Raw genomic sequence first — 26,264 nt, forward strand, 5'->3', positions numbered from 1 at the left:
ACCGTTCCGAGGCATTTAAATCAGAGCGGTTTGAAGGGGGTGGAACGTGCTGCGAACAGCCAATCGGCCAAGAGCTATTGGGGGGCGAGCATTGATCTCAACGTCGCACGCTCGGGAGGAACGCAAAGCGTTTCATCATCAATAACGCCGAAACACACCTGGCCCTCAGCGCGCCCCTATAAACCTGCCGCGCAACACCCGCGCATCCAGCAAGCCCAACAGGGTCGCCACGGTGATAAAGACCACGCCCACAGCCTCGGCCAATTCCGGCAGCAGCGAGCGCTGTATCACCTCGACAAAGGTCCAGGGGAAGTCGGAGAAGGCCAGCACCAGGGTCCGGCACGCAATCACCAGTGCGGCAAACAGGCAGGCCGCCGCCAGGGCGCAGAACAACACCGAGGGCCACAGGGGCTGATCGGCGCAGCGCTGTGCAGAAACCCGCCGGGTGAGGCGCACCGCGCCCAGGGTGGCGAGACAGGTCGTGAGCACAAGCCCCATGCGCTCCAGGCCCCACAGCACATTGCCCAGCACCATCAGCGCGGCCAATGCAAAGAACAGTGCAACAAAGTGTTTATCGCGCCTGGACGCCCGCCCCAAGCCGGGGAGCCAGGCGCTGCGGCGACCGCCGATGGACGCCAGCGAACTGCCGTCGCCAGCGAAATGCAGGGGCACCCGGGGTTTGCTTTCAGGCTCGGTCACCGCGGGGCGCATGACCTGGGGGTCGAACCAGGCCAGCGCGACGCCCACCGTCAGCAGGCTAATGCTCCAGCCCTTGATGAAGGTCCAGCCCAGGTCCAACTGCGGTGCCGGGAAACGCACACCGCTGCGGGCGTTGACCACCAGGTCCAGGTAGAGCTTGGCGCTGTACAGCGCCGCGAACAGCGTGGCTGCGACCAGGGCGCACCCCACCACACTCGGCCAGACCCCGGGCGCCCGCTGGCGGCGGCTTTTGTGGCGAGCACTGATCAGCGCCGCCAGCAGGGCCCCAAGGCCACTGAACAAGGCAATATCGAACGCGCTATAGACCGGCAACAGCAGCAACGTCAGGGTTTGAATCAGGAAAAAAACCAGCAGCAGCTGGATATCGTGACGCATCGTGCAAGCAACTCCTTTTGCCTGGAGGGGCGGTGCAGCGCCCTTGGGGTGAGCCGATATCGCGCAGCGCAAAGGCAAGATGCGCAACAGGGCGCGCATCCTAGCCTTGAGTGGGCGGCGCAGGCAAAAAAGAAATGTGTCATGAACCACCAAAGCGCAGCACCTCACATGTGGCGAGGGAGCTTGCTCCCGCTGGGTCGCGCAGCGGCCCCAAAAATGGGACGGCTTCGCACCAGCCCGGCGGCGGGTTCATCGGGAGCAAGCTCCCTCGCCACAGGGTACTTTTTCGATTGTTCGATCGCTGAAGTGTCAGCGCCTTCTCAAACCATTTCCTGCCCAAAACAACATTTCTAACGGCACCGTCACCGAATGTCGCAACCGCGCCGTCGCAGCGCGGTACCTGGGCCATTATTCTCCGTCCGTCGCTGCCCAATCAGCGACCGGGCTTGGCGGCCCGACCACGAAAGGAGTCGTCACCATGAACCACACTCCAGCTCCGTCCCCTATCCTCACTACCCTCGGCGATATCAGCTTTGCCGACTGCGGCGAACACCCCCGCCCGCTGTTTCGGGTCAATACGAATGTGCCCACAGCCGATGCCCTGGCGCATGCCTCGGCGCTGCTACATCTGGCAAAACAGTTCTCCCTGGAAGCCGCCTTGGAACCCCAGGTCGAGCGCTATGCTTGGGCAGCACATTACTTGGGAGAGATGGCCAAGGCAGCGATGGATGATGTGCACGCTGGGCTAGCGGCAGCGTCTTGACGGCGCTGACCCGGGACGGGCAGAACCCTCTGCCCGTCCATCGGCTACTCTCCTCATTGACTTGTTTAGGTCCCGGGACGGGACTAGGATCCTGCCATGAGAATTATCGCCATCAGTCATTTGAAGGCCTTCTGGGAGAAGTACCCCGATTCGGAGCAAGCCTTCCTGGCCTGGATTGACGAAGCAAAAACCGCCCACTGGTCCACCCCTGCGCAAATCAAGGACCAGTACCGCAGCGCCAGCATTCTCAAAAGCCGCAGGGTTGTGTTCAACATCAAAGGTAATGACTACCGGCTGGTGGTCGCCGTGGCCTACCGCTTCGGCGCCCTCTACATAAAGTTCGTCGGCACCCACGCGCAGTACGACGCCATCGACGCCGACCGCATTGATATGGAGCAAGCATGAATATTCGCCCTATTCACACTGACCAGGACTACCGCGCGGCGCTGAAAAACGTGTCGCCCTTTTTTGATAACGAGCCCACCCCCGGCACCCCTGAAGGCGATTACTTCGACGTGATGGTGACCCTGATCGAGGCCTATGAGGCCAAGCACTTTCCGGTCGACCTGCCCAACCCGATCGAGGCCATCAAGTTCCGCATGGAGCAGTCGGGATTGTCGGTGGCCGACCTGGTGCCCGCCATCGGCCGTACCAACCGCGTGTACGAAGTGCTCAACGGCAAGCGCGCGCTGACCCTGCCGATGATCTGGAAACTGCACCAGCTGTTCGGTATCCCCGCGCAAAGCCTGATCAAGCCAGTCAAGCCGGCGTAATCCCCGCGCCTTCACATGGCTTGTGCAGCCCCCATCCGCTCACGGTTATGCATCAACTCATCCAGCGCATCGGCATTCTCGTCGGCCCACGAATACAGGGCCCTCAAGGGCTCGACAAAGCGCCAGCCCAGGGGCGTGAGGGCGTACTCCACCCGCGGTGGCATGTCCTGCAATACGGTGCGGGCCACTGCGCCATCGCGCTCCAGTTCGCGCAAGGTCTGGGTCAGCATTTTCTGGGAGATGCCCGGCATGCTGCGTTGCAACTGGCTGCTGCGCGAGGCTCCGAAGCTCAGGCAGTACAGGACCATCGAGGTCCATTTGGTCGACAGCAGCGTATGAATGCGCCGTGGTGGGCAGGTTTCTTCGACGATCAGGGGACCGGCTACAGGAACGTAAGTGAGATCGCTCATGGTGACTTCCGCAGGTCTTGGGCACTAAAAAGTGCCTGATTTACAGTCAGGCACCGGCGACCAATAATTCTACCCATCCACGGCGGCGATCACCGCCCCGTCATTGATTCGAGGTTTGCCCATGTCCCTGCCCACCACCATGCGCGCCCTGGTGCTGCACGATTACGCCAGCGGTCGCTTCAGCGAAAGCCAGGTGCCGCTGCCCCAGGCCGGTCCCGGCGAGGTCCTGGTGCGGGTTGTCGCCAGCGGGGTCAACCCGATCGACTACAAGATCCGCACCGGCAACGCGCCCTACGCCATGCCGGAGTTGCCGGCGATCATCGGCACCGACCTGGCGGGCGTGGTCGAAGCCGTGGGGGCTGGCGTCAGCCAATTCGTTGTCGGCGATGAAGTCTATGGCCTCACCGGCGGCGTTCGTGGCCTGCAAGGCTCGTTGGCCGAATACGCCGCGGTGGACGCCCGTTTGCTGGCCCACAAGCCAAGCACCCTCAGCCTGCGCGAAGCGGCCGCCATGCCCCTGGTGTTCCTCACGGCCTGGGAAGGGCTGGTGGACCGGGCCAAGGTCGGCGCCGGGCACAAGGTCTTGGTGCATGGCGGTGCCGGTGGCGTGGGGCATGCGGCGGTGCAGATTGCCCGCGCCCTGGGGGCCGAGGTGTTCGCCACCGTGTCGGCCGGTAAAAAGCACATTGTCGAAGGCTACGGCGCGACCGCCATCGACTACCGCACCCAGGGCGTCGCCGATTACGTGACGGCCCACACCGCAGGGGCCGGGTTCGATGTGATCTACGACACCGTCGGCGGTGCCAGCCTGGATGACTCGTTTGCCGCCATCGCCCACTACGGCCACATCGCCAGTTGTGCCGCCTTTGGCCAGCACGGGCTGGCGGTGGGTTCGCTGCGCTGCATGACCCTGTCCGGGGTATTTGTTTTGCTGCCCATGCTCAGCGGCAACGGCCGCGACCATCACGGTGACATCCTCAAGGCGGCGGCGCAGATGGTCGAGCAAGGCCATTTCAAACCGCTGCTGGATGCCCGGCGCTATACCCTGGCCGAAGCCCACGCCGCCCACGATGCCGTCGAGCAAGGCACGGCCGTGGGCAAGGTGGTGATCGATATCGCCTGACGGCTCCCGCCACAACAGGCTGGATCCCGCTATGCTCTGCCTCCTCTTTGTATGGAACAGAGCAACCGGCCATGAGTTTTCCCGCAGCCATCCTGAGCCAACTGCCGGGCATCGAACATGACTTCGCCGCAGTCGATGCCCCGCGACCCGCGTCGTTGTTCTTCTGCGCCCAGGCTCACACCGCCACGGTGATTGAAATCGACGAGAGACAGCCCGCCGGAGTGATCGAGGCCGACGCGGTCTTCACTCGCAGCCGGCGCCCCATTGCGGTGATTACCGCCGACTGCCTGCCACTCCTGGTCGCCTCTGCCGACGGCGCAGTGGTGGCGGCCATTCATGGCGGCTGGCAAGGTTTGCAGCGCGGCATCATCGGCCATACGTTACAGCGCCTTGAGGCCGAGGGCGTTTCACGCCAGCAGTTGAGGATTGCCATCGGCCCCGCGATCAAGCCGTGTTGCTATGAAGTGAGCCCCGGGTTTATCGCTACTCTGGAAGCGCCCCAGGGGCATCTTTGGCAAGGCACACAACCGCCCTGGTTCGACGCTCAACCCCAGCCGCAACGGTCTCCAGCCATAGCACCGCCACCACCGACGCAGGCGGGCAGCCTGTGGTTTGACCTGAACCGCTACGCCCTCCTGCAACTGCACGCCGAAGGCGTCGCGTCGGAGCAAGTCGCCGTCAGCCCATCGTGCACCTATTGCTCCACCCAAGCCCTGGCCAGCTACCGCCGTCGAAACCATCGCGGGGAAGCCAAGGCCTTTCAGTATTCATGGATCCAGCGAGCCTGATACCAAAGGTTCAACTTCGCACCACCGAACAGAGGGTGACCCGTCGCAGTAACGCCTGGGCTTCAGGCGGCGGCTGCGCTAACGTTGCACATTTTCCAGATCACTACAGGGAGTGAACGTGTCCGATAACCTTTATTCACCGCCACAGGCGCCGTTGCTGCACACCCCAGTGCAGGAACAACAGGCTTTTTACGTGGTGTCGCGGGGCAAGTTCCTGACCCTGTTCATTCTGACCTTTGGCCTGTACCAGTTGTTTTGGGCCTATCAGAACTGGCGCCAGTTCAAACAGGCTACCCAGCAGCCGATGTGGCCCATGGCGCGGGCGTTTTTTGCGATTTTCTGGACCCACGCCCTGTACCGCGAGGCCGACGCCTGGATCAAGCAGAACGGGCGCAGCCACCCTTGGCGGCATGCGGAGCTGGCGACCTGGTTTGTATTGCTGGCGATTGCGAGCAAGGTGCTCGATGCCCTGGTCAGAAAGAACATCGGCGCGCCGCTGCTCGACATCATCAACCTGGCGCTGATTCCGCTGCAGGCCGTGGTGACCTTCGAAGGCCAGCGCGGGCTGAATGTCGCCGGCGGCGACCCGCAAGGCCAGAGCAACGCACGCTTCACGCCCATCAACTACGTCTTTATCGTGATCGGCGTGGTGCTCTGGCTATTGGTGGCGGTGGGCCTGCTGGTCACCTAGTGGACCCACTGCCGGGCTTTACGCGCTGACGTAGACCCAGGCCTGAATCCCGGACTGCAACGCCACGCTGACGCGTTTGTAGTCCGCCACTTCGTAGCTGTCCGCGGCGGCCAGTTCCTGCGGGGTGATCTGGAACACGGTGCCCGGGATCGGCGCACTGGCCGCGCTGCCCGGGCGCAGGATCGGATGATGGGTCTTGCCGCTGGCGGCCAGCACTTGCGGGTCGGTGATTTCCACCCAGGCCTGGTCATAGCCCAGCATGGCGTCGGCGCTGCCGTTCAACTCGCGGCCGAAGTTGGCGATCTGTACGGCTTTGTCTTGCAGGGTGCCATAGGAAAACAAGTTAACCGTTGCTTCTGTTGCCACGCTCATCGGTACCTCCTGAATAGATAACACGGTGCCCCAAGGGCGGTTTTCCAACCCAGGCGCGGGGTACTCCTGACCCGCGCCCGTTAACGCATTCACGCAGGCGCGTAACGCAGGTGGATCAAGGCCACACGCTCGTCCAGCTTGTTTTTGCGGGCTTCGATGGCGAATGGCACAAAGCCCAGTTTCGGGTACAGCAGCAGTCCGGCGACGTTGCTGTTGAAGCACGACAGGGTGACCTCGGCGGCCTGGTGCCGGCTGCCGGCGATCTCGATCATGTGCAGGATCAGTGCTGCGCCGACCCCGGTTCCGCGTGCCTCGGGGTCGACGATGACGTTGCCGATGGTGCAGGTGCCCTGGGCTTCCCAGAGGTAGAAGTTGGCGAAACCCACGACCTGGCCATCGCGCTCGATCACCGTTGAATCACTGCGCTTGGCAATGGACTCGCGCAACTGCTCGTGGGTCAGCGGCCAATGGGCGGCCGGGAAGAAAAAGAACAGGTCCTGCTCGGTTTGGGCGAAGCTGCAAACCCGTGGAATATCCCGTTCTTCTGCCGCGCGGAAGTTGAAGCTCATGCTCTGTCTCCTGACATCAAGGTCCTGCCATTACGCCAACGCGCTGCCTCAGCGGCTGGCCACCAAATGGGCGCCGAACAGCATGTAGCAACTGCCGGCAAAACGTTCCAGCCACTTGCGTGAGCGGCCATAGGCCCCGGCCACGCGGCTGCTGGCAAAAAACAGCGCCACGCTGCAATACCAGCAGAACGACAGCGACGCCATGGTCAGCACCGCCAGGGCCAACAGCAGCGGTGGCAGTGTCGCCGGCATCGAGGTGGCAAAAATAGTGGCGACAAACAGCGCCGACTTGGGGTTGGTCATGTTGCCCAAAAAGCCCAGGCGGTAGGCCGAGAACAGGCTGCGCGTCGGCTCGTGCGGCAGGCCACTGGCGTCGACCGCCACTGCCGGTTTACGGCGAAATTGCTTGAGCCCCAGGTAGATCAGGTAGCAGCCGCCAGCGATCTTGAACGCCAGGTACAGAGCCGGCGCCGCGGTGAACAGCGACTTGATCCCCAAACCGCCCGCCAGGCCCCAGAGCACGGTGCCGCTGGCCACGCCCAGGGCGGCGAACAGGCCATGGCGCCTGGAGCAACTGGCCGCAAGCTGCGCAGTGGTGAAGAAGTTCGGCCCCGGGGTGATGACCGCAACGCTCCAAAGCAACGCCAGCGAAAGCAAGGGAGCCGCGTAGATCAGGTGTGGGAGCTGCATGAGCCAACCGCCGGGAGAGGAGAAGGGAGAGCACGTTCTACTCCACTCCGGGGCTGTGGATCAACCGGTATGCCGGCTGACAGCGCTTGCGCCTTGGGTTAACGTGCGTTCCTTGCCCCTGCCACCAAGACCGCCCCCATGGCCAAGCCAACGCCCCCGACCGACTGGGTTCACCGCGCTCCCCCTGCCCAGGGGCTGGAGCGTATCGAGGCGTTTTTTTCGGGCCATGGCTATGACCCTCATCGGCATGACACCTACGCCATCGGCCGGACCCTGGCCGGGGTCCAGAGTTTTCAGTACCGCGGCGGCTGGCGGCACAGCCTGCCCGGCGCCACCATGGTCCTGCACCCCGACGAGCTGCATGACGGCGAAGCCGGGACCCAGGAAGGTTTCCAGTACCGGATGCTGTATGTCGAGCCGGCGCTGATCCAGCAGATCCTCGGCGGCCAGCCGCTGCCCTTCATCAAGGACGGCCTGTCCAGCGACCCGCGCCTGGCCGCCGCCACCGACACCTTGCTGGGCAGCATGCACAGCCCCCTCGACCCGCTGGAACAGCAAGACGCCCTGTTCGACCTGGCCCAGGCGCTGAACGCGGTGTCCGGCGTGCCGCTGCAACGCCAGCGCTTCGATTACCTGGCGGCGGAACGTGCCCGCGAACTGATCCACGGTGCCCTCGAGCGCAGCGTCACCCTCGACGAGTTGGCCGAGCACAGCGGCCGCGACCGCTGGAGCCTGTCGCGGGACTTTCGCCTGTTGTTCGGCACCAGCCCCTACCGCTACCTGACCATGCGCCGCCTGGACCTGGTGCGCGCCCTGTTGATGCAGGGCCAGTCGCTGGTCAGCGCAGCGCTGATGGCCGGTTTTACCGACCAGAGCCACATGACCCGCCAGTTCAGCAAGACCTACGGCCTGCCCCCGGCCCGCTGGCTGAAAATGCACGGCCGCTGAGCCACGCACAATCGTACAAGAAGCGCAAAAGGCCGCTGGCTACTCTGGGCACTCAAGAATCAATTGCCCGGAACCGCGCCATGACCACGACCACCCGCCCCATCTCGACCCTGCCCTACCGAAGCCTGAACTTCGCGCAGAAGCACAGCCTGTTCAGCGAACACTGGCAAGCCAAGGTCATCGCCGAAATGAACGACTACCAGTTCAAGCTGGTGAAGCTGCTGGGGGATTTCATCTGGCACGACCACCTGGACACCGACGAGACCTTTATCGTCCTCGAAGGCCAGCTGCGGATCGACTTCCCCGATGGCCAGGTGTTCGTCAACCCGGGGGAGATGTTTGTCGTGCCCAAGGGCCTCAAGCACAAACCGTTTGCCGAGCACGAAGTGAAACTGCTGCTGATCGAACCCAAGGGCGTGCGCAACACCGGCCATGAAGGCGGCGAACGCACCGCCGCCAATGACGTGTGGATCTAAGCCCCGCGCTCAGCTGCCGTGCGCTGCACCCACGGGCGCAGGCGCTGGCAGCGGGCTGCGCAGCCCCAACGCCAACAGTGCGCCCAGCAATGCCAGCAGGGCACTGACCCCAACCGCCAGTTGCAGGCCGTAGGCCAGGCCGCCGTCGACGCTGACGGTGTTGGCCAGGGACACCAGCAACGCCAGGCCCAGGGCGCCGCCGATCTGCTGGCTGGTGGAGGCCATGCCCGCGGCCACGCCCTGTTCGCCGGCGGCAATGCCCTGCCCGGCCGAGACCCACATCGCGGTCCAGGTCATGCCTTGGCCGATGCTCAGCACGATCACCCCGGGCAGCAGGCTCCAGTAACCCGCCCCCGTGGGCAGCGCCAGGTACACCAGGCCGATGCCCAGGGCGCCAGCCAGCAACCCGCTGACCAACGTACTGCGCAGGCTGAACCGCAGCAGCGAGCGCTCGGCCAGCCAGATGCCAAAGGTGCAGACCAGGGTCGAGGGCAAGAACGCCAGGCCGCTGTTCAATACGCTGTAGCCATAGACCTGTTGGAAATACAGAGTCAGGAAGTAGTACTGCACGCCAAAACTGCTCATGAACAACGCGGTCTGGACCATGGCCATGCACAGCGAGCGGTGCCTGAGCAGGCGCAGCGGCATCAGCGGATCGCGGCCCCGGTGCTCGATCCAGGCGAACAGCCCGAGCAAGGCCATTGCCAGCCCGAGACAACCCAGGGTGGCCGGCGCCGCCCAGCCCCACTCCGGCCCCTGGACGATGGCGAACACCAGCAAGGTGCCCCCCAGGGTCACGCTCAGCGCGCCGGGTAAATCGAACTGCCGCCCACGGGCGCGGCGCCCATCGGCCGGAATCCAGCGCCGGGCCAGCAAAGCGCAGGCGCCCGCCAGGGGCACGTTGACCAGGAACACCGCTTCCCAGCCCCACCACTGCGTGAGAACACCGCCAAGCAGTGCCCCCAGGGCCAGCCCCGCAGCCGACGCCGCGCTCCACACGGCAAAGGCCCGGTTGCGCGCCGGGCCTTCGGCGTAATGGCTATTGATCAGCGCCAGGGTCGCCGGGAACAGCATCGCCCCGCCCACGCCCTGCACCGCCCGCGCCAGCACCAGCAACAACGCGCTGCCACCCAGGCCACCCGCCAGGGACGCCAGGGCATACAGCGCCTGGCCGATGATGTAGAAACGGCGCTTGCCCAGCAGGTCCGATGCACGCCCACCAAGCAGCAGGAAGCCACCAAACGCCACGCTGTAGGCACTGACCACCCACTGCAATTGCTGCGCGGAAAACCCCAGCTCCTGGCCAATCTCCGGCAAGGCGATAAAAACGATAGTGGCGTCCAGGGCGATGATCAGTTGCGCTGTGGCCAGCAACAACAGCATCCAGCCCGAGGGCTTGGCCGCAAGAGAAGCGGGCATGGGGAAATCCTTGTGTGGAAAAAGCGGCGGCCAGTGTCATTGATGCGCGTTAAATGATAAATACGCTGCACACGCTTTCAGTAATGACTTAAATCATGGATCTCAATGCCGTTCGCCTGCTGGTGCGGGTCGCCGAAACCCGCAGTTTCACCCGTGCCGCCGGCGACCTGGGGCTGACCCAGTCCGGGCTGTCCCGGGCTATTTCGCGCCTTGAGCAGCAACTGGGGGTGCGCCTGTTGCAGCGCAATACCCGCAGCGTCAGCCTGACCCCCGATGGCCAGGTGCTGGTGGAGCGCGCCGCGCCGCTGCTGGCGGAACTGGCCCACACCGAACACCTGCTGCTGGATCGCCGCGACTCACCCACCGGGCTGCTGAAAATCAGCACCCCGTCGCTGTTCGGGCGCAAGGTGGTGATGCCGCTGATCGGCCAGCTCACCGCGCGCCACCCCGAGCTGTGCATCGAGGCGGTGATGACCGACCGCCTGGTGGACATCATCGACGAGGGCTTCGATGCGGTATTGCGCACCGGCGAGATCCAGGACCAGCGCCTGATCGCCCGCCCGTTGCCGGCCCTGCACTGGGTCACCGTGGCCGCGCCGGACTACCTCGCGCGCCACGGCACCCCACAGACCCTGGAACAATTGCAGCAGCACAACTGCCTGACCGTGCGTAACCTGCGCAGCGGACGGCTGGTGGATTGGCAGTTCATGCAAGGCGGCAAGCTGCGTGAGATCAGCGTGCCCAGCCGCTTGATCTTCGACATCGGCGATGCCCTGGTGGAAGGCGTGCTGGGCGGCTTCGGCATTGCCCAGGTCATGAGCTTTGCGGTCGACGACGCCTTGGCCGACGGCCGCCTGGTGCCGATCCTCGAGGGGTTTTCCGGGTGCAGCCGCAGCTTGTCGCTGGTCTATCCACCCTCGCGCCAGTGCGCGCCCAAGCTGCAGGCCTTCGCCCGGGCCCTGGGCCTCGCGGCCTGCTGAAGCGTCGCTGCATCGTTAATCAAACAAGGAGAGTTCAATGGTCCGCGCCACCCTGATTGCCACCGATGGTCCCTACCTGGAAGCGTGCCTGGAGGTGCAAGGCCAGCGCTTTATCGTCATGGATGAGTTCAGCGTCAGCGCCGAGACCATGCCCCAGGTCGGCGACAGCTTTGACTTCGAGTTCTCGGCCGAGCTGGACGAAAACCAGTCATGGGCGCAGATATTTTCCCCCGGGCACCCGCAGCGCCAGGGCCTGGAGCACCTCGCTGGCTGGCGTTACCAGGCCTACGGCCGGATCGTCAGCGTCGCGCCGGTGGTGGTCGATTGCGCGGTGCTGCAGGTCGAAGATGTGGTGCGCTCCAGCGACCCGGCACTGATCGGCGAATACGTGACATTCACCATCACCCGCCTGGGCGGCTATCCCGCGTGAATCCCCCGCGACAAGGACCTTGCGTGAACGACTTCCCCACCTGCGAAACCCGGCGCCTGCTGCTGCGCGAACTGACGCCGCAAGACGCGCCAAGGCTGCTCGAAATGTATGGCGACGCCCAGGCCATGCAATGGCTGGGCAGCGACCCGCTTACCGAGTTGGCTCAGGCCCAGGCGCTGATCGAGACCTTCGCCACCTGGCGCCAGCAAGCCACCCCCGGCACCCGCTGGGGCATTGAATGCCGGCAGGACGGCCAGTTGCTCGGCGACTGCGGCCTGTTCAAATGGAGCCGCGAGTACCGCAGCTGCTTTGTCGCCTTCGCCCTGGCTCCCGACGCCAGGGGCCGGGGGATCATGGGCGAAACCTTGCGCACGGTCCTGGCCTGGGGTTTTGCACAGATGCAGTTGAACCGCGTGCAAGCCCTGGTGCACCCGCAGAACCAGGCGAGCCTGCACCTGCTGGAGCGCCTGGGGTTCGAGCAGGAAGGCCGGTTGCGCGAGGCCGGGTACTGGGCGGGCCGACATCATGACCTGTTGCAACTGTCGCTGCTGCGCCGCGAGTTCAGGTCCTGATCACGGCGGTAGCGGGTTCATGGCTTCAGCAGTTGACCGTCGAGCGGCGCGCCGATGGTGAGGAAATGGCCACCGGCCACGTGGTGCAAAGTGCGCAGCGCATCATGCCCTTCGAAGTGCCAGCGCCCGTCGCTGAACACCCGCGAGTCTGCCTGGGCGGCAATCACCTCGGCCAGGAACAGGTCGTATTGCTGATGGTTGTGCGGCTCGGGCAACAGCCGGCATTCGAGCCAGGCCACGCACCCTTCCAGCAGCGGCGCCTCGACCTGTTCAGCGGCAAAGGTCTGTAGCCCGTAGGCCTGGAATTTATCGCCACCGCCCTGTTGCAGCTCCAAGCCCGAGGTGGAGCCGACGGTCTGCACGATATCGGCCTGGGCCGCGCAGGGCACGTTAAGCACGAAGGTGCCTGCGGCCTCCAGCAACTGGCGGGTCCAGGTGGACTTGTCGAGCACCACCGCGACTTTCGGCGGCTCGAAATCCAGGGGCATGGCCCAGGCGGCGGCCATGATGTTGCGCTGCCCGTCGTGGGCGGCGCTGACCAGTACGGTGGGGCCATGGTTGAGCAGGCGATAGGCCTTGGACAACGGCACCGGACGACGCTGGGATGGGCTCATGCTGGCTCCTTGGGCAAAAGCGCGATTGTAGCGGGATCTGTAATCGGCCAGGGCCAGCCCCGGGCCCAGGCGATAAAAAACCCGCGTCGGTGCAGGGCCGTACGCGGGTTGGATGGGCCTGGGCCCGGGCTCAGGTGGAGAGTTGGTTGGCGAACTGCCCGACCGCGCTCACGACCTTTTGCGCGCCGTCCTGGATCTCGACAATCACCGTACCGGCTTCGGCGGCCAGGGCCAGGCCCTGCTCGGCCTGGCTTTGACCTTCGGCCATCAAGGCCACTGCATCGCGGGCCATGTCCTGGTTCTGACGCACCACGGCAACGATCTCTTCGGTGGCCTTGCTGGTGCGCGACGCCAATTGCCGCACCTCGTCCGCCACCACCGCAAACCCACGCCCCTGCTCACCGGCGCGCGCCGCTTCGATGGCGGCGTTGAGCGCCAGCAGGTTGGTCTGCTCGGCAATCCCGCTGATGGTCTTGACGATGGTGCCGATCACCAGCGACTGCTCATTCAGTGCCTCGATCCCGTCGCCGGCCTGCTGCATGTGCTTGGCCAGATCGCGCATCACGTTCACCGCCTCGGTCACCACTGTGGTGCCACGCTGGGCGCTATTGTCGGTTTGCAGCGAGGTGCTGTAGGCAATGTTGGCCGCTTCGGCGACGGCTATTTCCTGATTGACCTGATCGGTGATCACAGTGGCGAACTTCACCACCTTGTACAGCTTGTTGTTGGCGTCGAGCACCGGGTTGTAGGAGGCCTCGAGCCACACCACGCGCCCATGGCTGTCGATCCGCTTGAAGCGCTCGGCAACGAACTCGCCATTGTTCAAGCGCTTCCAGAACGCCTGGTACTCGGCGCTGTTGTACTCCTGCGGCTCACAGAACATACGGTGATGCTTGCCCTGGATCTGCGCCAGGGTGTAGCCCATGCCCTTGAGGAAGCGCTCGTTGGCCGACAGCACGTGGCCATTGAGGTCGAACTCGATCACCGCGGTGGAGCGGACCAGGGCGCCGATCAGGTTTTCGTGCTCGCGCGAGGCCTCGATGGTGCGGGTCAGGTCGCTGCAGTAAATCGCGAAATACTTGATCCGCCCGGCCGAGTCACGAATCGGCTGCGAGATGGAGCGCAGCCAGGCTTCCTGGCCATTGCCGCGCAACAGGCGCACCGCGCCGGCGAAGTGTTCGCCACGGGTCAAGGACACCTTGAAACGCTTGTGAAACTCATCGCTTCGAACATGCTCCGGCACCAGGTCTTCCAGGGAGCGGCCGAGCAGATCGGCACTCTTGTAGAGCATCTCCTGAGCGAAGTTGTGGTTGACCGAGTGAATCCGTCCATCGGCATCCAGGGTGATAACCATCATCTCGCTTTCGAGGCTTTCCTTGACTTGCTGCAGGCTCGAGAGTTCTTCGCGAAGAGCCGACAGCTCTTGCTTCAAGCGTTTGTTGAACATGGGGTGCACCGATGGACTGAAATAAGTGGCAGTTCTGAGCTAACCATCGGCGCTGAAAGTTTTTTCTGAAGAGCTATCGAGATTTGTCTGACAAAAATACTTTCAAGCGGCGTACCGGCCACATTCCGGCGCCCGAACAGACCTCTTGCCTGGCATCAGGCAGAGGTTATAGTCGTGCCCGGCACAATCCACGCTGATCGACGGAGTTGAGTAATGGATGATTCACGCAAGGCGCTTTTCGACCAGGCTGCAGCCCGCGTCGGCCACAGTTTCGCGGGGGAGATGCGGATTGGCGGCAACTATGTCTCCACCGTGCAACATGGCGACGAGGTGTACGTCAGTGGCCAGATTCCGCGCATCGACAACACGGTGATGGTGGTCGGCCGGGTCGGTGCCGAGGTCTCCCTGGAGCAGGGCCGGCACGCGGCCCGGATCTGCACTCTGCGCGCGCTGGCCATTCTCCAGCAAACCCTGGGGGACCTGCAGCGCATCAAGCAGATATTGCGCATCAACGTCTATGTGCAGAGCGCCGCCGACTTCACCCAACAGAGCGAAGTCGCCGACGCGGCGTCCGACCTGCTGTATTCGGTGTTCGCCGAGGCCGGGGTGCACACTCGCACCTCCCTGGGGGTGTACCAGTTGCCGAAAAATGCATCGGTGGAAGTGGACATGATCGTCGCCCTCGAACCGGCCCCGGCGCCCCACGAAACCACCGAAGATTGAAGCCTGCACGCGGGGTTAGCTGCCGTTGTTGCGGCACTGGCCCTGCACTTGATATTCGACGGTCCGCAATTGCCCGGCGGAGTCCTCGTAGGTCATGCGCGAGGGCACCAGGCCACAGGACTTGAGCGGCGGGGTCATGCTGACCACCCGGGAAATATCCAGGTTCATGCCATATCGATAGGACTCGACCTTCGGCACCGGCTTGCCCTGCTGTGTGGCGTAGCGCTCCATGGCTTGCTGGTTCGCCTCCATCGCCCGCTGGAATGTGCGCTCACTGCCGCCCTCGGCCCACGCCACGGATGACAGGCCCACTACCCACGCGGCGATCACTGACTGGATTGCTTTCATGACGGTTTCCTCGTCTGGATGACGCTGGCGAGGATAGCCAGCCGACCCTGTCAGGAGGATCTCGGCCGCCTTACATTTCTGTCATCCCGCTCCGCCCTCCCGTGCCCGCCCCGAAAACAGCGCGTTTTTCCCAAGCGCAGGTGCGGTGCTGCCTGCCGGTCTTGCAAAATTGTAATCCGCCCGTCACTCCCGGGTTATCTGCCGTTTGCAACTATCCGCGCTGGCTCGCCGTGCGGCTTTTAGCGCGGCCGCGAGCAGACCAATAAGAACGTCTCTGACGATAAGAAAGTTGATAGCTGCCACCCTTCAGGAGCGAAATCCATGCGTACTCAAACCCGCTTGTCGTTGTCCGTTTTTTGCGCGGCACTGGGGCTTGGCCCGGTGTCGGTCAATGCGGCCGACGACAAGCCCGAAGGCTTTATCGAAGGCAGCAGCCTCAACGTGCTGGCCCGTAACTTCTACTTCAATCGCGATGACCGCAAAGGCCAGTCCAGCCCCACCGGCAACGGTTACTCCGAGGCCTGGGCCCAGGGGCTGATCGGCCGTTTCGAATCCGGCTTTACCCAGGGCACGGTCGGCCTGGGCCTGGATGCATTTGCCATGTACGGCTTCAAGCTCGACTCGGGCGCCGGGCGCAGCGGCGGGGGCGGCTCGTTCGGCGTGCTGCCGGTCGACAGCGACAATCGCCCGGCTGACGAATACGCCAAGGTCGGTGGCGCGGCAAAAATGCGCCTGCTGGACACGGTGGTAAGGGTGGGCGACGTGTTCCCGAAAACCCCGGTGGTGCACTACGGAGATTCGCGGCTGCTGCCCGAGAGCTTTCGCGGCGCCACCGTTGAAAACACCAGCCTCGATGGCCTGACCCTGCAAGGCGGACGGCTGCACGCCATGAGCCAGCCCGACAGCAGCGGCATGCGCGATGGCTTCGCGACCTTCTACGCGGGCAAGGTCGACTCGCCGTGGGTCGGCTACTTCGGCGGCGATTATCAGCTCAACCCCAACCTCAGTTTCAGCCTCTACAGCAGCCGCCTGAAAGACGCCTGGGACCAGCACTACTTCGGCACCGCCGCGAACTATCCGCTCACCGAGAATCTCGCGCTGTTCGCCGGTTTCAACTACTACAAGGCCGTCGACGAGGGCAAAAAACTGCTTGGCGAATTCGACAACAACATCTGGAGCGCCAAGGTCGGCGCAACCTACGGCGCCCATACCCTGGCCCTGTCCCACCAGCGCAACAATGGCGATGACGACTTCGACTACCTGCGCCAGTCGGACTCGATTTTCCTCGACAACTCGATCCAGTACAGCGACTTCAATTCGCCCAAGGAACGGTCGTGGATGGTGCGCTACGACCTCGACATGCAGACCTTCGGCATTCCCGGCCTGTCGTTCATGACCCGCTACGCCAAAGGCACCGGCGCCGACTACAGCAACGCCAATTCGGTGTACATGCGTCGCGATGCGGCGGGCGACCCGTTGACCGACCAGCGCCGCTGGGAGCGCGACATCGAAGCCAAGTACGTGGTGCAGGAAGGCAGCCTCAAGGACCTGTCGCTGCGCATCCGCCAGGCGACGATTCGCTCCAGCCGCTTTGAGTCCGACCTCGAGGAATTTCGCCTGATCGTCGAGTACCCGCTGGCGATTCTCTAAGCCTTGCGCCGGGCAGGTTTGGTGCCTGCCCGACGTTAAAACTTCTTCACAGACTCACACCTTTCAGAACTGTAATATCGGCCTCACCTTCTCGTTAGGTTGCGCTCCATATACTCCAGAACAGGTTCAAGCCCGCAGCCTTTCCGCTGCCGGCAGGGCCCTTTACAGGAGTCATAGCATGCAGCCTGCCCAACTGTTTTTGATCGGCCTTCTGGCCACGATCACCACCGCCGCACTGGCCGCTGATGGCAGCGAACGCTCCCAGCTGGAACGGGATAGCTTCCTGCTCGGACAGGAACAGATCCACGGCGACAACAACCAGCAAGTCGCCGCCAGTGGCAGCGAAGACAGAGCCGAACCCAGCGCCCCGAAGCCCTCCGCGGCTGACGAAAAAATCTGACGCAGGTTCTCCAGAGCACATTCATCTCTGAAGCGTTTTTGGATGCTCCTTTGGAAAGAGATGAATTTTTAACGCCCCATCAGGGGCGTTTTTTTTTGCCCTCGGTTTTTCGTCCGGCGCCTGTAGCGGCTACAGGAAATATCTGCTTAACGGTTACTTCTGTTAACAGGAGGTCCCGGAACTAGGGTGAAGATTCATGCACCCGCTCTGAAGGGCAAGGGAGTGTTTTTCCGAACCAAGGGGTATCACCTGCTCAAGGTGCGCCACTCACAAATCAGCCAGGTCTATTCCCTAACGGCCGTGACAAATCAGCGAAAACCTATATTGCGCGACGTTCACCTGGGGCACCTGGTGATCGACCAGCTGCGCAGGCAGGACCAAGCCGGGCATACACACTCCCTGGCCTGGGTGGTCATACCCGTCCACATTCATTGGCTGTTCGAGTTGCAGGCGCGCTCGCTTGGTGTGGTTATGTGCCCGCTCAAGTCCAGAAGCAGCTTGAGCCTTAATCACACAACCCACAGCCACGGCCACGTCTGGCAAAAGGGTTACCACCAACGCGCCGTACGCCAGGACGAAGACCTTAAAACCATCGCCCGTTACATCATCTTCAACCCCGTGCGTGCGGGGCTGGCACGACGGGTAGGCGAATACCCCCTATGGGATGCCGCCTGGCGCTAACACCATCGCGGTTACCGCAGCCCCGGAAAAGCGCCGTGTGGTGTCAGGTGTCATCACGGCGTTTTTGAGGGGCAGCGTCCGGCGGCTACGGTCAGGTGGTTACCTGCTCTTCCTTGCGGTGCGCCCAGTGGTAGAGGGCGGGCAGGACCAGGAGGGTGAGGATGGTCGAGGAGAGGATGCCGCCGATGACCACGGTGGCCAGCGGGCGCTGGACTTCGGCGCCGGTGCCGGTGGCCAGGGCCATGGGGATGAAGCCCAGGGACGCCACCAGCGCGGTCATCAGGACCGGGCGCAGGCGGGTCAGTGCGCCTTCGTTGATCGCCAGCGCCAAGGGCCTTCCCTGTTCACGCAGGTTGCGGATAAACGCAATCATCACCAGGCCGTTGAGCACCGCCACCCCGGACAGGGCAATAAAGCCCACCCCGGCCGAGATCGACAGCGGAATGTCCCGCAGCCACAGCGCCATGATCCCGCCCGTGAGGGCAAAGGGAATGCCGGTGAACACCAGCAGGCCGTCCTTGAGGTTGTTGAACATCATGAACAGCAAGCCAAACACCAGCAGCAGCGCCACCGGCACCACCACCTGCAGGCGTTGGGTGGCTTCCTGCAGTTGTTCGAACTGCCCACCCCAACTGGTCCAGTAGCCGGCGGGGACTTTCACTTCTTCGGCAATCCGTCGCGTGGCCTCGTCGACAAACGAGCCAATGTCACGCCCACGCACGTTGGCGCTGACGATCACCAGGCGCTTGCCATTTTCGCGGCTGACCTGGTTCGGCCCCAGCACCAGGTCCAGGCTGGCCACCTCCGACAGCGCGACAAAGCCGATCTGCCCGGAATCACTGCCCGCCCGGGCCGGGGTCGGGATCAGCAGCCGCGACAGCCCGTCGATATCGGTGCGCAAGGCATCCGAGAGGCGCACCACCATGTCGAAGCGCCGGTCGCCCTCGTACAGCGTGCCGGCCTGGCGCCCACCCACGGCCACGGCAATGGTGTCCTGCACGTCGCCGACGTTGAGGCCGAAACGCGCGGCCTTGTCGCGGTCGATATTGATGGTCAGCACCGGCAGGCCGGTGGTCTGCTCGACCTTGACCTCCGAGGCGCCCTCGAGCTTCTGCAAGGTCTCGGCGATCTCGGCGGCAGTGCTGTTGAGCACCGCCATGTCATCGCCAAAGACCTTGACCGCGACGTCGCTGCGCACCCCGGAAATCAGCTCGTTGAAGCGCAGCTGAATGGGTTGCGACAGCTCATAGGCACTGCCCGGCACTATCGCGCTGGCACGCTGGATATCCGCGATCAGGGTTTCCCGCGACTTGTCCGGGTCCGGCCATTGCGCCTTGGGCTTGAGCATCAGGTAACTGTCGGAGATGTTCGGCGGCATCGGGTCGGAGGCGATTTCCGCAGTGCCGGTGCGGGCGAACACCCGCTCGATTTCCGGCACCTGGGCCATCAGGGTCCGCTCCAGGCGCTGCTGCATCTCCACCGATTGCGTGAGGCTGGTGCCCGGCACGCGCAGGGCTTGCTGGGCGAAGTCGCCTTCGCTGAGGCTGGGGATAAATTCACTGCCCATGCGGCTCGCCACTACCCCGGACCCGACCAGGGCCAACACCGCCAGAGCAAATGCCAGGGAGCGGTTGCCCATGACCCAATCGAGCACCGGTGCGTAAGCCCGGCGCGCGCTGCGCATGACCAGGTTTTCTTCTTCCTTGACCTTGCCGGTGACAAACAGGGCAATGGCCGCCGGGACGAAGGTCACCGAGAGAATCATCGCCCCCAGCAGCGCAATCACCACGGTAAAGGCCATGGGGTGGAACATTTTTCCGGCGACCCCGGTCAGGGCGAAAATCGGCAGGTACACCACCATGATGATCAGCTGGCCGAAGATCAGCGCCCGCCGCGCCTCCTTGGCTGCGGCGAACACTTCATGCAGGCGTTCGGAGCGGGTGAGCATGCGGCCGTGGTGACGCTGGGCATGGGCCAGGCGGCGAATGGCGTTCTCGACGATCACCACCGCACCGTCGACGATAATCCCGAAATCCAGGGCCCCCAGGCTCATCAGGTTGGCACTGACCCGGTTGCTGAACATCCCGGTAAAGGTGAACAGCATCGCCAGCGGGATCACCATCGCGGTAATCAGCGCCGCGCGAATATTGCCCAGGAACAGGAACAGAATCACGATCACCAGCAACGCGCCTTCGAAGAGGTTTTTCTTCACCGTGGCGATGGCTTTTTCCACCAGGTTGGTGCGGTCGTACACCGTGACCGCCACCACCCCAGCAGGCAGCGAACGGTTGATCTCTTCGAGTTTTTTCGCCACGGCCTGGGACACGCTGCGGCTGTTTTCGCCGATCAGCATAAACACCGTGCCCAGCACCACCTCGCGCCCGTTCTCGGTGGCAGCGCCGGTGCGCAACTCGCGACCGATCTGGACCTGGGCCACATTGCTCACGCGGATCGGCGTGCCGTCGCTGCTGCTGATCACGATGTTGGCGATGTCGTCGATCGAGGCCAGTTGGCCCGGGGCGCGAATCAGCAATTGCTCGCCGCTGCGCTCGATATAACCGGCGCCGACGTTGGCGTTATTGCGCTCCAGGGCCGTCACCAGATCGTTCAGGGTCAGGCGGTAGGCGGCCAGGCGCTTGGGGTCGGGGGCGATCTGGTATTCCTTGGCAAAGCCGCCGATGGTGTTGATCTCGGCCACCCCGGGCACGTTGCGCAATTGCGGTTTGATGATCCAGTCCTGGATCACCCGCAGGTCGGTCGGCGTGTAGGCTGTCCCGTCGTCCTTGAGCGCGCCCTCCTCGGCCTCCACGGTCCACAGGAAGATTTCCCCGAGCCCGGTGGAGATCGGCCCCATCAGTGCCTCGACGCCCGCCGGCAATTGCTCGCGCGCCACCTGCAGGCGTTCGTTGACCAGTTGCCGGGCGAAGAACAGGTCGGTGCCGTCCTTGAAGATCACCGTCACCTGGGACAACCCCGAGCGCGACAGCGAGCGGGTCTGTTGCAACCCGGGCAGGCCGGCCATGGCAGTCTCGATGGGAAAGGTGATGCGCTGCTCGGTTTCCAGCGGTGAGAACCCGGCCGCCGCCGAGTTGATCTGCACCTGCACGTTGGTGATGTCCGGCACCGCGTCGATCGGCAGTTTCTGATAACTGGCGATGCCCACCCCGGCCATCAGCAGCACCGCCAGCAAGACGATGATGCGCTGCTCGATGGCGAATTGAATGATGCGTTCAAACATGGGAAATCACTCTATGAGGGGCCATTCAATGGCTGTGTTCGGCCGAGCCTTTGCCCAGTTCGGACTTGAGGGTGAAGCTGCCGTTGCTGGCCACCTGGGCTCCGGCCGCCAGGCCCTGCTTGATTTCAACCACGCCGTCCTGACTGGCTCCGGCCACCACCGCCTGGGCCATGAAGCCGTGGTCGACCCGTACGAACACCGAGGGTTGCCCTTCCACGGTCTGAATCGCCGCCTGAGGCACCGTGACCGCCGCCTCATAGCTGTCGGTGGCCACCTGCACCGCGACAAACAGGCCCGGGCGCCAGGTGTCCTGGGGGTTGGCGACGCTGACCCGGACCGTGGCGGTACGGCTCTGCTCACCGAGCAGGCTGCCGACATAGGCCACCTGGCCCTGCACCTGGGTCCCCAGTTCAGTGGAACTGACGGTCACCGCCTGGCCAACCCGGACCTTGTCCAGGTCCTTGGGAAACACGCCAAACGTGACCCAGACCCGGGACAGGTCGGACAGGGTGAAGGCGGCGCTGGACTCATTGACCACCTCGCCCAGGCTCAGGTGTTTTTCCACCACCACGGCGTCGAATGGCGCGCGCATTTCATAGCGGTTGCCGCCCACCAACTGGGCGCTGCCGCTCAGGGCATTCATCTTCTGCCGCGCATTGGCCTGGGCAATCTCGGCCTCTTGCAGCGCCTGGCGGGCCAACAGGTAATCCTGCTCGGCGGCAATCTGCTCGACCCACAATTGGCGCTCGCGCTGGAAGGTGGTGCGGGCCAGTTGCACCCGGCGCTCGGCGGCGGCCAGTTCGCTGCGCTGATCGGAGATCTGCTGGCTGGCGATCACCGCCAACAGGTCGCCGCGCTTGACCGCCTGGCCCAGGCTGACCTGCACCGACTCCACCACCCCGGCGGCACGCGGCACCATGTGCGAGGTGCGGTCTTCGTCGAAACGCACCTCGCCCGGCAGCGCCAGCAAGGTACTGAGGCGACGCGGCTGGGCCTCGGCCAGTTCGATCCCGGCGGCTTGAATCTGCTGTGCGCTGAGTTCGAGCAGGCCCTCTTCCTCGGCATGCTCTTCAGGCGCGGGTTCGACGCTGGCCGCAGGCGCCTGGCCCTCGGCCCGTTGCTGCAACAGCAGCCCGGCCAGGCCCAGCGCTGCGACCAGGCCGAAGGCGATGGCAATGCTTCGTTTGTTGTTCATGGGTGCTCCTGAAAAAACGCTGTGCCGCCGGCGAACAACGCTGCGGCGCCTAAGGTTTGCAGTGATGGAAAACAGCTGGCGGCGCTGCTCCAGAAATTGCGCCAGGGATTGCGCACGCTCAGCGGCAATGGGTTGTCAGCGGCTGCGGTCAAGCAGCGTCAGGTCGCCGTAGATGCGCTCGATGCGCACCCAGGCCTCGGTGGTTTGCGCCAGCGCCATCAGGTATTGGCTGCGGGCCTCGATCAGGGTGCGCTGGGCGTCGAGGACTTCGAGGAAGTTGAACTTGCCCATCTGGAAGCCACGGGTGGCGCTGTCCACGGCGTTTTGCGCAGCGGGCAGAATCACCCGGTTGAACGACTGCACCTCGTTCTCGGCCGTGGCCCACTGGTCCAGGGCCTCGCGGGTTTCACCGCGCAGGCGCAGCTCGGCGGCGTTGCGCAGGTCCCGGGCCTGGTCGGCACGGCGCGCGGCCGACAGCACATTGCCCTGGTTGCGGTTGAACAACGGAATCGGCATCGACAGCCCCACCAGGTTGACCCGCTCGCGAGCGCTGGCGTCGTACTGGCTGCCCAGGCTGATATCCAGGTCGGGAATGCGCTGGGACTTTTCCAGGCCCAGGGCCGCTTCCCCCTGCACGATCGCCATCTCGGCCAGGCGCAATTCGACCGTCTGCTCCAGCCGAGCCAGCAACGCGCTGGAAGCCGGCACGCTCGGCAGCACCTGAGATGGGGCCTGAACCGCGCTGAAGCCCACAGTGGATGCACCACTGACCGTGGCCAGGCGCCGATAGGCGTTGCCCTGATCCATGTGCGCGCGGTTGGACTCCAGGCGCATCTGCGACAGCTGCACCTGCGCCCGGGCCGCTTCCACCGGCGACGCCTTGCCCGCGGTCACCCGGCCCTGGGCCACGTTCAGGCCGCGCTCGGCCAGGGCCAGGGACCGTTCGGCCAACTGGCTGCGCTCCTGGGCACGCAAGGCCGCATAAAAAGCCTCGATCACGTCAGCGCGCAGCAGATTGCGCCGCCGTTCCAGCTCCAGGTCCACCGCGTCCTGGCCACGGCTGGCGACGTCGATCCGTGCCCCGCGCTTGCCTCCCAGTTCCAGGGTCTGGCTGATCTTGATGGCCGTGGTGCGCGAATCGCGGCGAGTGTCCTCGGCATCCAGCGTCAGCACCGGGTTGGGGATAAGTCCGGCCTGTTGTCGGGCACCCTGGGCAATCTCGACGTCCCAGCGCGCCGCGGCCAGCTCCGGGTTGTTGGCGACGGCGGTCTGCAGGGCCTGGTCCAGGCTCAATGCTTCGGCGGCCCGGGCTTGTTCGAGCGCCACGCTGGCCAATAACAGGGCGCCAGACAGGGCCACCAGGCGCCGCAGGGAAATTCTCATGGTGATGGGCATAACTGATTCAGGCCTGTGCACAAGCAGTGTTGCCGCAACGGTTGAAACAGCAGAGACCGGCCAATCATCCAAGGCATTCGCACCGGCCTGCTGAGTCAACACCGCGCCCCGCTCAATCATTAAAAGGGAGGGTATTGAATGCCGGCCAAATGTAGCGTCGGGTACTTATCAACAGGGTGGCGCAAAGATTACAAATCCGTTAGCCAAGGCTCTGGCTCAAGGTTCTGTATTAGTATCCGCCCCCTCAAACAGCGCCGAATCGACGCCTTCCCTGCGGTGTATTTCGCATCCGGAAATGCCTCGGCGGCCGATGATTGATCCCCCACCAAAATCACAACGACCAGGGGTAGGCCGGCATCACGTATTCAAGTCGCAACTGCCTTTCAACTCCGAGATCTCACTCAGCATGCGCATCCTGGTTATCGAAGACGAACCCAAAACTGCCGATTACCTGCATCAGGGGCTGTCCGAAAGCGGCTATGTCGTGGACTGCGCCAACAACGGCGCGGACGGGCTGCACCTGACCCTGCAGCACGCCTACGACCTGGTGATACTCGACGTCAACCTGCCGCTGCTGGATGGCTGGGGCGTGCTGCAGCGCATACGCGAAAGCAGCCCCACGCGGATCATGATGCTCACCGCCCTGGGGCGCCTGGCCGACAAGATCAAAGGCCTGGACCTGGGCGCCGATGATTACCTGGTCAAGCCGTTCGAGTTCCCCGAACTGCTGGCCCGGGTTCGCACCCTGATGCGCCGCAGTGAACAGCCACCGGTCCCGGATGTGTTGCGGGTGGCCGACCTGGAGCTGGACCAGGGCCGGCACCGGGCCTTTCGCGGCAAGCAGCGCATCGACCTGACCACCAAGGAGTTCGCCCTGCTGCACCTGCTGATGCGCCAGAGCGGCGTGGTGCTGTCGCGCACGCAGATCATCTCGTTTGTCTGGGACATGAATTTCGATTGCGACACCAACGTGGTCGAGGTGTCGATCCGCCGCCTGCGGGCAAAGATCGACGACCCGTTCGACAGCAAGCTGATCCACACCCTGCGCGGCGTCGGCTACGTGCTTGAGGAACGTGAATGAGCGGCCGCCGGGCGCCGGTGTGAGGCAATCCTCATCCTGCGCTTATCCGGCCTGTTGCCTACTGCCAGTCAGTCAAGGGCCAGCACTGTCAGGGTGGCGAGGGAGCTTGCTCCCGCTGGGCCGCGCAGCGGCCCCAAAAAGGGCACTGCTACGCCCCGGAGCCCCGGCCGGCCCCACGGGAGCAAGCGCCCTCGCCACAGGTTATGTTTCGTTCGCTCTAGCGCTTAACTGATCGGCACCCGGCTGTTCGGGGACGGTTGCAGTCGCAGGGGCAAACCACGGCATGCTGTGGCGCGCCAGGCACATACCTCGCGCTGGCAGGCGCTGTAGAATGCCGGCTCTTTTATCCGCGCAAGGGCATGCCATGCTGCACCCGCTCCGGCTTTCACGGCTCTCCATCGCTCTGTTTTCCTTACTGCTGGGTGCGGCGTCGGCGGCCCTGGCAGATGACCTCGATTGTTCGCGGATCACCCTCAGCGCTCAGCTTGAGCGCTGTGCGCAGCTCGACAAGGACCGCGCCGATGCAGCCCTCAACGCCAGCTATCAAGCGCTGCTCGGGCGCCTGCAACACCAGTATCAGAGCCAGCCGCTGCTGGAGCAGGATTACCTCGGCAAACTGAAAAACGCCCAACGGGCCTGGATCAAATACCGCGACACCAGTTGCGTGGTCGAGGCGTTTGACGTGCAGCCGGGAACGCCGGCCCACACCACCCTGATCAATACCTGCGTCAGCCGCCTGAGCCGCGAGCGGGCGCGGGACCTGGACCGCTGGTTGCCGGAGTGCTGCAGCTAAGGCCGCGACCCGCCCCGGTCACTCGCCCCCGACCCGCCAGGGTCTGCGGCCGCGCTGTCCCCAGGCATAGGCACCCAGGCTGGCCAAGGTCACGGCCCACGCGCCGTACAGCATGCTCAACGATGATTCATATTCGCGGCGACTGTCCCGGCAGCTGCTGGCCGAGGAACAGCGTGCACGGCACAGGGCCTCGCCCTCGCGCCCGCAACTGAGCAGGTAGTGGCGCAGATGGCTGACGGTCAGGGTCTGGCCCTTGAGCCGTGCCGGGTCCGCGTTCAATTGGCTGATACCGCGCGCAATCGTCAGCGCCAGCACCTCGCCGCCTTCGGCTTCTTCAAGCAGGATCCGTCCCGGGCCCACCTCCAGCACCCGGGCGCTGAAGGTCTCGACGCTGGCGCCCTCCAGGTCGTAGTCGGGTGCGCTCTGGGTCCACAGTTCGATACCGGCAAACACCAGGCCCAGCACGAACGACACCAGGGCCATCTGCAACAGCGGCTCCAGCGTGGAAAAGTCTCTCAAGGAACACAGCGTCGATCGAATCAAGACAGCCCCCGAAAAGCCCGTGCAGGCCACGGGTTTCGGGGAGATTAGCGGGTAAAT

At 64.1% G+C, this 26,264-nt stretch carries 30 protein-coding genes and 1 pseudogene; 17 read left to right on the forward strand and 14 right to left on the reverse strand.

The annotated features are described in order from the left end of the window. Positions 1-165: 165 nt before the first annotated feature. The gene (locus tag CF161_RS16145) at positions 166-1,095 is read right to left on the reverse strand and encodes a hypothetical protein (protein WP_020297676.1); all 930 of its coding nucleotides are present in this window, start codon (positions 1,093-1,095) and stop codon (positions 166-168) included. A gap of 478 nt (positions 1,096-1,573) precedes the next feature. On the opposite strand from CF161_RS16145, the gene CF161_RS16150 reads away from it, so the two are divergent. The 3 genes from CF161_RS16150 to CF161_RS16160 all read left to right on the forward strand — a co-directional run bounded on the left by CF161_RS16150 (position 1,574) and on the right by CF161_RS16160 (position 2,631). After that, on the forward strand, positions 1,574-1,858 hold the full coding sequence (locus CF161_RS16150; RefSeq protein WP_020297677.1) for a DUF3077 domain-containing protein: 285 nt from the start codon (positions 1,574-1,576) through the stop codon (positions 1,856-1,858). A 96-nt stretch (positions 1,859-1,954) separates the two neighbouring features. Further along, positions 1,955-2,263, forward strand: a complete 309-nt coding sequence (locus CF161_RS16155; RefSeq protein WP_020297678.1) for a type II toxin-antitoxin system HigB family toxin — start codon at positions 1,955-1,957, stop codon at positions 2,261-2,263. Further along, on the forward strand, positions 2,260-2,631 hold the full coding sequence (locus CF161_RS16160) for a type II toxin-antitoxin system HigA family antitoxin (protein WP_020297679.1): 372 nt from the start codon (positions 2,260-2,262) through the stop codon (positions 2,629-2,631). The genes CF161_RS16155 and CF161_RS16160 overlap by 4 nt, the downstream gene beginning before the upstream one ends. A gap of 11 nt (positions 2,632-2,642) precedes the next feature. Here CF161_RS16160 and CF161_RS16165 read toward each other — a convergent pair whose 3' ends face one another. Beyond that, positions 2,643-3,041 carry a helix-turn-helix domain-containing protein gene (locus CF161_RS16165; protein ID WP_020297680.1) on the reverse strand — a complete coding sequence of 133 codons (399 nt, stop codon included), beginning with the start codon at positions 3,039-3,041 and terminating at the stop codon, positions 2,643-2,645. 121 nt (positions 3,042-3,162) lie between these two features. Between CF161_RS16165 and CF161_RS16170 the strand changes: the two genes are divergently transcribed. From CF161_RS16170 to CF161_RS16180, 3 genes are all read left to right on the forward strand, one after another. Further along, the gene (locus CF161_RS16170) at positions 3,163-4,164 is read left to right on the forward strand and encodes a zinc-dependent alcohol dehydrogenase family protein (protein ID WP_020297681.1); all 1,002 of its coding nucleotides are present in this window, start codon (positions 3,163-3,165) and stop codon (positions 4,162-4,164) included. A gap of 71 nt (positions 4,165-4,235) precedes the next feature. Continuing rightward, positions 4,236-4,952, forward strand: a complete 717-nt coding sequence (locus CF161_RS16175; RefSeq protein ID WP_020297682.1) for a polyphenol oxidase family protein — start codon at positions 4,236-4,238, stop codon at positions 4,950-4,952. 118 nt (positions 4,953-5,070) lie between these two features. Beyond that, on the forward strand, positions 5,071-5,643 hold the full coding sequence (locus tag CF161_RS16180) for a hypothetical protein (RefSeq protein ID WP_020297683.1): 573 nt from the start codon (positions 5,071-5,073) through the stop codon (positions 5,641-5,643). An 18-nt stretch (positions 5,644-5,661) separates the two neighbouring features. Here the strand turns inward: CF161_RS16180 and CF161_RS16185 are convergent, their stop codons facing one another. From CF161_RS16185 to CF161_RS16195, 3 genes are all read right to left on the reverse strand, one after another. Next, a complete protein-coding gene (locus CF161_RS16185) occupies positions 5,662-6,015 on the reverse strand; it encodes a gamma-glutamylcyclotransferase family protein (protein ID WP_020297684.1) in 354 nt (117 codons plus the stop codon). A gap of 89 nt (positions 6,016-6,104) precedes the next feature. After that, on the reverse strand, positions 6,105-6,584 hold the full coding sequence (locus tag CF161_RS16190) for a GNAT family N-acetyltransferase (RefSeq protein ID WP_020297685.1): 480 nt from the start codon (positions 6,582-6,584) through the stop codon (positions 6,105-6,107). 48 nt (positions 6,585-6,632) lie between these two features. Next, positions 6,633-7,274: a LysE family transporter gene (locus tag CF161_RS16195; protein ID WP_020297686.1), complete on the reverse strand. Its 642-nt coding sequence runs from the start codon at positions 7,272-7,274 to the stop codon at positions 6,633-6,635. 138 nt (positions 7,275-7,412) lie between these two features. Here CF161_RS16195 and CF161_RS16200 point away from each other — a divergent pair, with 138 nt between their 5' ends. Beyond that, on the forward strand, positions 7,413-8,222 hold the full coding sequence (locus CF161_RS16200) for an AraC family transcriptional regulator (RefSeq protein WP_020297687.1): 810 nt from the start codon (positions 7,413-7,415) through the stop codon (positions 8,220-8,222). Positions 8,223-8,302: 80 nt separating this feature from the next. Continuing rightward, a complete protein-coding gene (locus CF161_RS16205) occupies positions 8,303-8,698 on the forward strand; it encodes a cupin domain-containing protein (protein WP_020297688.1) in 396 nt (131 codons plus the stop codon). Positions 8,699-8,707: 9 nt separating this feature from the next. Here the strand turns inward: CF161_RS16205 and CF161_RS16210 are convergent, their stop codons facing one another. Further along, complete coding sequence (locus CF161_RS16210) at positions 8,708-10,117, reverse strand: MFS transporter (protein ID WP_020297689.1); 1,410 nt, start codon at positions 10,115-10,117, stop codon at positions 8,708-8,710. A 95-nt stretch (positions 10,118-10,212) separates the two neighbouring features. Between CF161_RS16210 and CF161_RS16215 the strand changes: the two genes are divergently transcribed. From CF161_RS16215 to CF161_RS16225, 3 genes are read left to right on the forward strand one after another with little or no spacing between them, the layout of a single operon-like run. After that, positions 10,213-11,097 carry a LysR family transcriptional regulator gene (locus CF161_RS16215; RefSeq protein WP_020297690.1) on the forward strand — a complete coding sequence of 295 codons (885 nt, stop codon included), beginning with the start codon at positions 10,213-10,215 and terminating at the stop codon, positions 11,095-11,097. A gap of 37 nt (positions 11,098-11,134) precedes the next feature. Continuing rightward, complete coding sequence (locus tag CF161_RS16220; protein WP_020297691.1) at positions 11,135-11,527, forward strand: hypothetical protein; 393 nt, start codon at positions 11,135-11,137, stop codon at positions 11,525-11,527. 23 nt (positions 11,528-11,550) lie between these two features. Further along, positions 11,551-12,099, forward strand: a complete 549-nt coding sequence (locus CF161_RS16225) for a GNAT family N-acetyltransferase (RefSeq protein ID WP_020297692.1) — start codon at positions 11,551-11,553, stop codon at positions 12,097-12,099. 17 nt (positions 12,100-12,116) lie between these two features. Here CF161_RS16225 and CF161_RS16230 read toward each other — a convergent pair whose 3' ends face one another. The 3 genes and pseudogenes from CF161_RS16230 to CF161_RS33680 form a co-directional block, all read right to left on the reverse strand. Continuing rightward, complete coding sequence (locus CF161_RS16230) at positions 12,117-12,713, reverse strand: flavin reductase family protein (protein ID WP_020297693.1); 597 nt, start codon at positions 12,711-12,713, stop codon at positions 12,117-12,119. A gap of 130 nt (positions 12,714-12,843) precedes the next feature. Next, positions 12,844-13,275 carry a methyl-accepting chemotaxis protein gene (locus CF161_RS33675; RefSeq protein ID WP_371106533.1) on the reverse strand — a complete coding sequence of 144 codons (432 nt, stop codon included), beginning with the start codon at positions 13,273-13,275 and terminating at the stop codon, positions 12,844-12,846. Positions 13,276-13,389: 114 nt separating this feature from the next. Beyond that, positions 13,390-14,160, reverse strand: a pseudogene (locus CF161_RS33680) (PAS domain-containing protein); the annotation flags it as partial. Between the two features lie 213 nt (positions 14,161-14,373). On the opposite strand from CF161_RS33680, the gene CF161_RS16240 reads away from it, so the two are divergent. Next, positions 14,374-14,883, forward strand: a complete 510-nt coding sequence (locus CF161_RS16240) for a RidA family protein (RefSeq protein ID WP_020297695.1) — start codon at positions 14,374-14,376, stop codon at positions 14,881-14,883. Positions 14,884-14,898: 15 nt separating this feature from the next. Here the strand turns inward: CF161_RS16240 and CF161_RS16245 are convergent, their stop codons facing one another. After that, positions 14,899-15,231: a DUF2790 domain-containing protein gene (locus CF161_RS16245; protein WP_020297696.1), complete on the reverse strand. Its 333-nt coding sequence runs from the start codon at positions 15,229-15,231 to the stop codon at positions 14,899-14,901. 321 nt (positions 15,232-15,552) lie between these two features. On the opposite strand from CF161_RS16245, the gene CF161_RS16250 reads away from it, so the two are divergent. From CF161_RS16250 to CF161_RS16260, 3 genes are all read left to right on the forward strand, one after another. Then, positions 15,553-16,881, forward strand: coding sequence for an OprD family porin (locus tag CF161_RS16250; RefSeq protein ID WP_020297697.1), 1,329 nt, complete (start codon positions 15,553-15,555; stop codon positions 16,879-16,881). Between the two features lie 178 nt (positions 16,882-17,059). Next, on the forward strand, positions 17,060-17,281 hold the full coding sequence (locus tag CF161_RS16255) for a hypothetical protein (protein ID WP_020297698.1): 222 nt from the start codon (positions 17,060-17,062) through the stop codon (positions 17,279-17,281). Between the two features lie 186 nt (positions 17,282-17,467). Further along, the gene (locus CF161_RS16260; protein ID WP_020297699.1) at positions 17,468-17,962 is read left to right on the forward strand and encodes a transposase; all 495 of its coding nucleotides are present in this window, start codon (positions 17,468-17,470) and stop codon (positions 17,960-17,962) included. Positions 17,963-18,053: 91 nt separating this feature from the next. On the opposite strand, the gene CF161_RS16265 is transcribed toward CF161_RS16260, so the two are convergent. The 3 genes from CF161_RS16265 to CF161_RS16275 form a co-directional block, all read right to left on the reverse strand. Continuing rightward, entirely contained in the window at positions 18,054-21,200 is a 3,147-nt protein-coding gene (locus tag CF161_RS16265) for a CusA/CzcA family heavy metal efflux RND transporter (protein ID WP_020297700.1), read from the reverse strand. A 25-nt stretch (positions 21,201-21,225) separates the two neighbouring features. Next, positions 21,226-22,395, reverse strand: coding sequence for an efflux RND transporter periplasmic adaptor subunit (locus CF161_RS16270; protein ID WP_020297701.1), 1,170 nt, complete (start codon positions 22,393-22,395; stop codon positions 21,226-21,228). Between the two features lie 135 nt (positions 22,396-22,530). Beyond that, entirely contained in the window at positions 22,531-23,790 is a 1,260-nt protein-coding gene (locus CF161_RS16275) for a TolC family protein (RefSeq protein ID WP_020297702.1), read from the reverse strand. 406 nt (positions 23,791-24,196) lie between these two features. Here CF161_RS16275 and CF161_RS16280 point away from each other — a divergent pair, with 406 nt between their 5' ends. Both CF161_RS16280 and CF161_RS16285 read left to right on the forward strand, forming a co-directional pair. Beyond that, positions 24,197-24,871, forward strand: a complete 675-nt coding sequence (locus CF161_RS16280) for a heavy metal response regulator transcription factor (protein ID WP_020297703.1) — start codon at positions 24,197-24,199, stop codon at positions 24,869-24,871. A gap of 364 nt (positions 24,872-25,235) precedes the next feature. Continuing rightward, positions 25,236-25,664 (forward strand): lysozyme inhibitor LprI family protein, encoded by a 429-nt coding sequence (locus CF161_RS16285; protein ID WP_020297704.1) that lies wholly within the window; start codon positions 25,236-25,238, stop codon positions 25,662-25,664. 18 nt (positions 25,665-25,682) lie between these two features. Here CF161_RS16285 and CF161_RS16290 read toward each other — a convergent pair whose 3' ends face one another. Then, positions 25,683-26,183 carry a hypothetical protein gene (locus tag CF161_RS16290; RefSeq protein WP_177326780.1) on the reverse strand — a complete coding sequence of 167 codons (501 nt, stop codon included), beginning with the start codon at positions 26,181-26,183 and terminating at the stop codon, positions 25,683-25,685. Between the last annotated feature and the right edge of the window lie 81 nt (positions 26,184-26,264).

The sequence above is a fragment of the Pseudomonas sp. CF161 genome (assembly GCF_000416215.1).
Lineage (GTDB): Bacteria > Pseudomonadota > Gammaproteobacteria > Pseudomonadales > Pseudomonadaceae > Aquipseudomonas.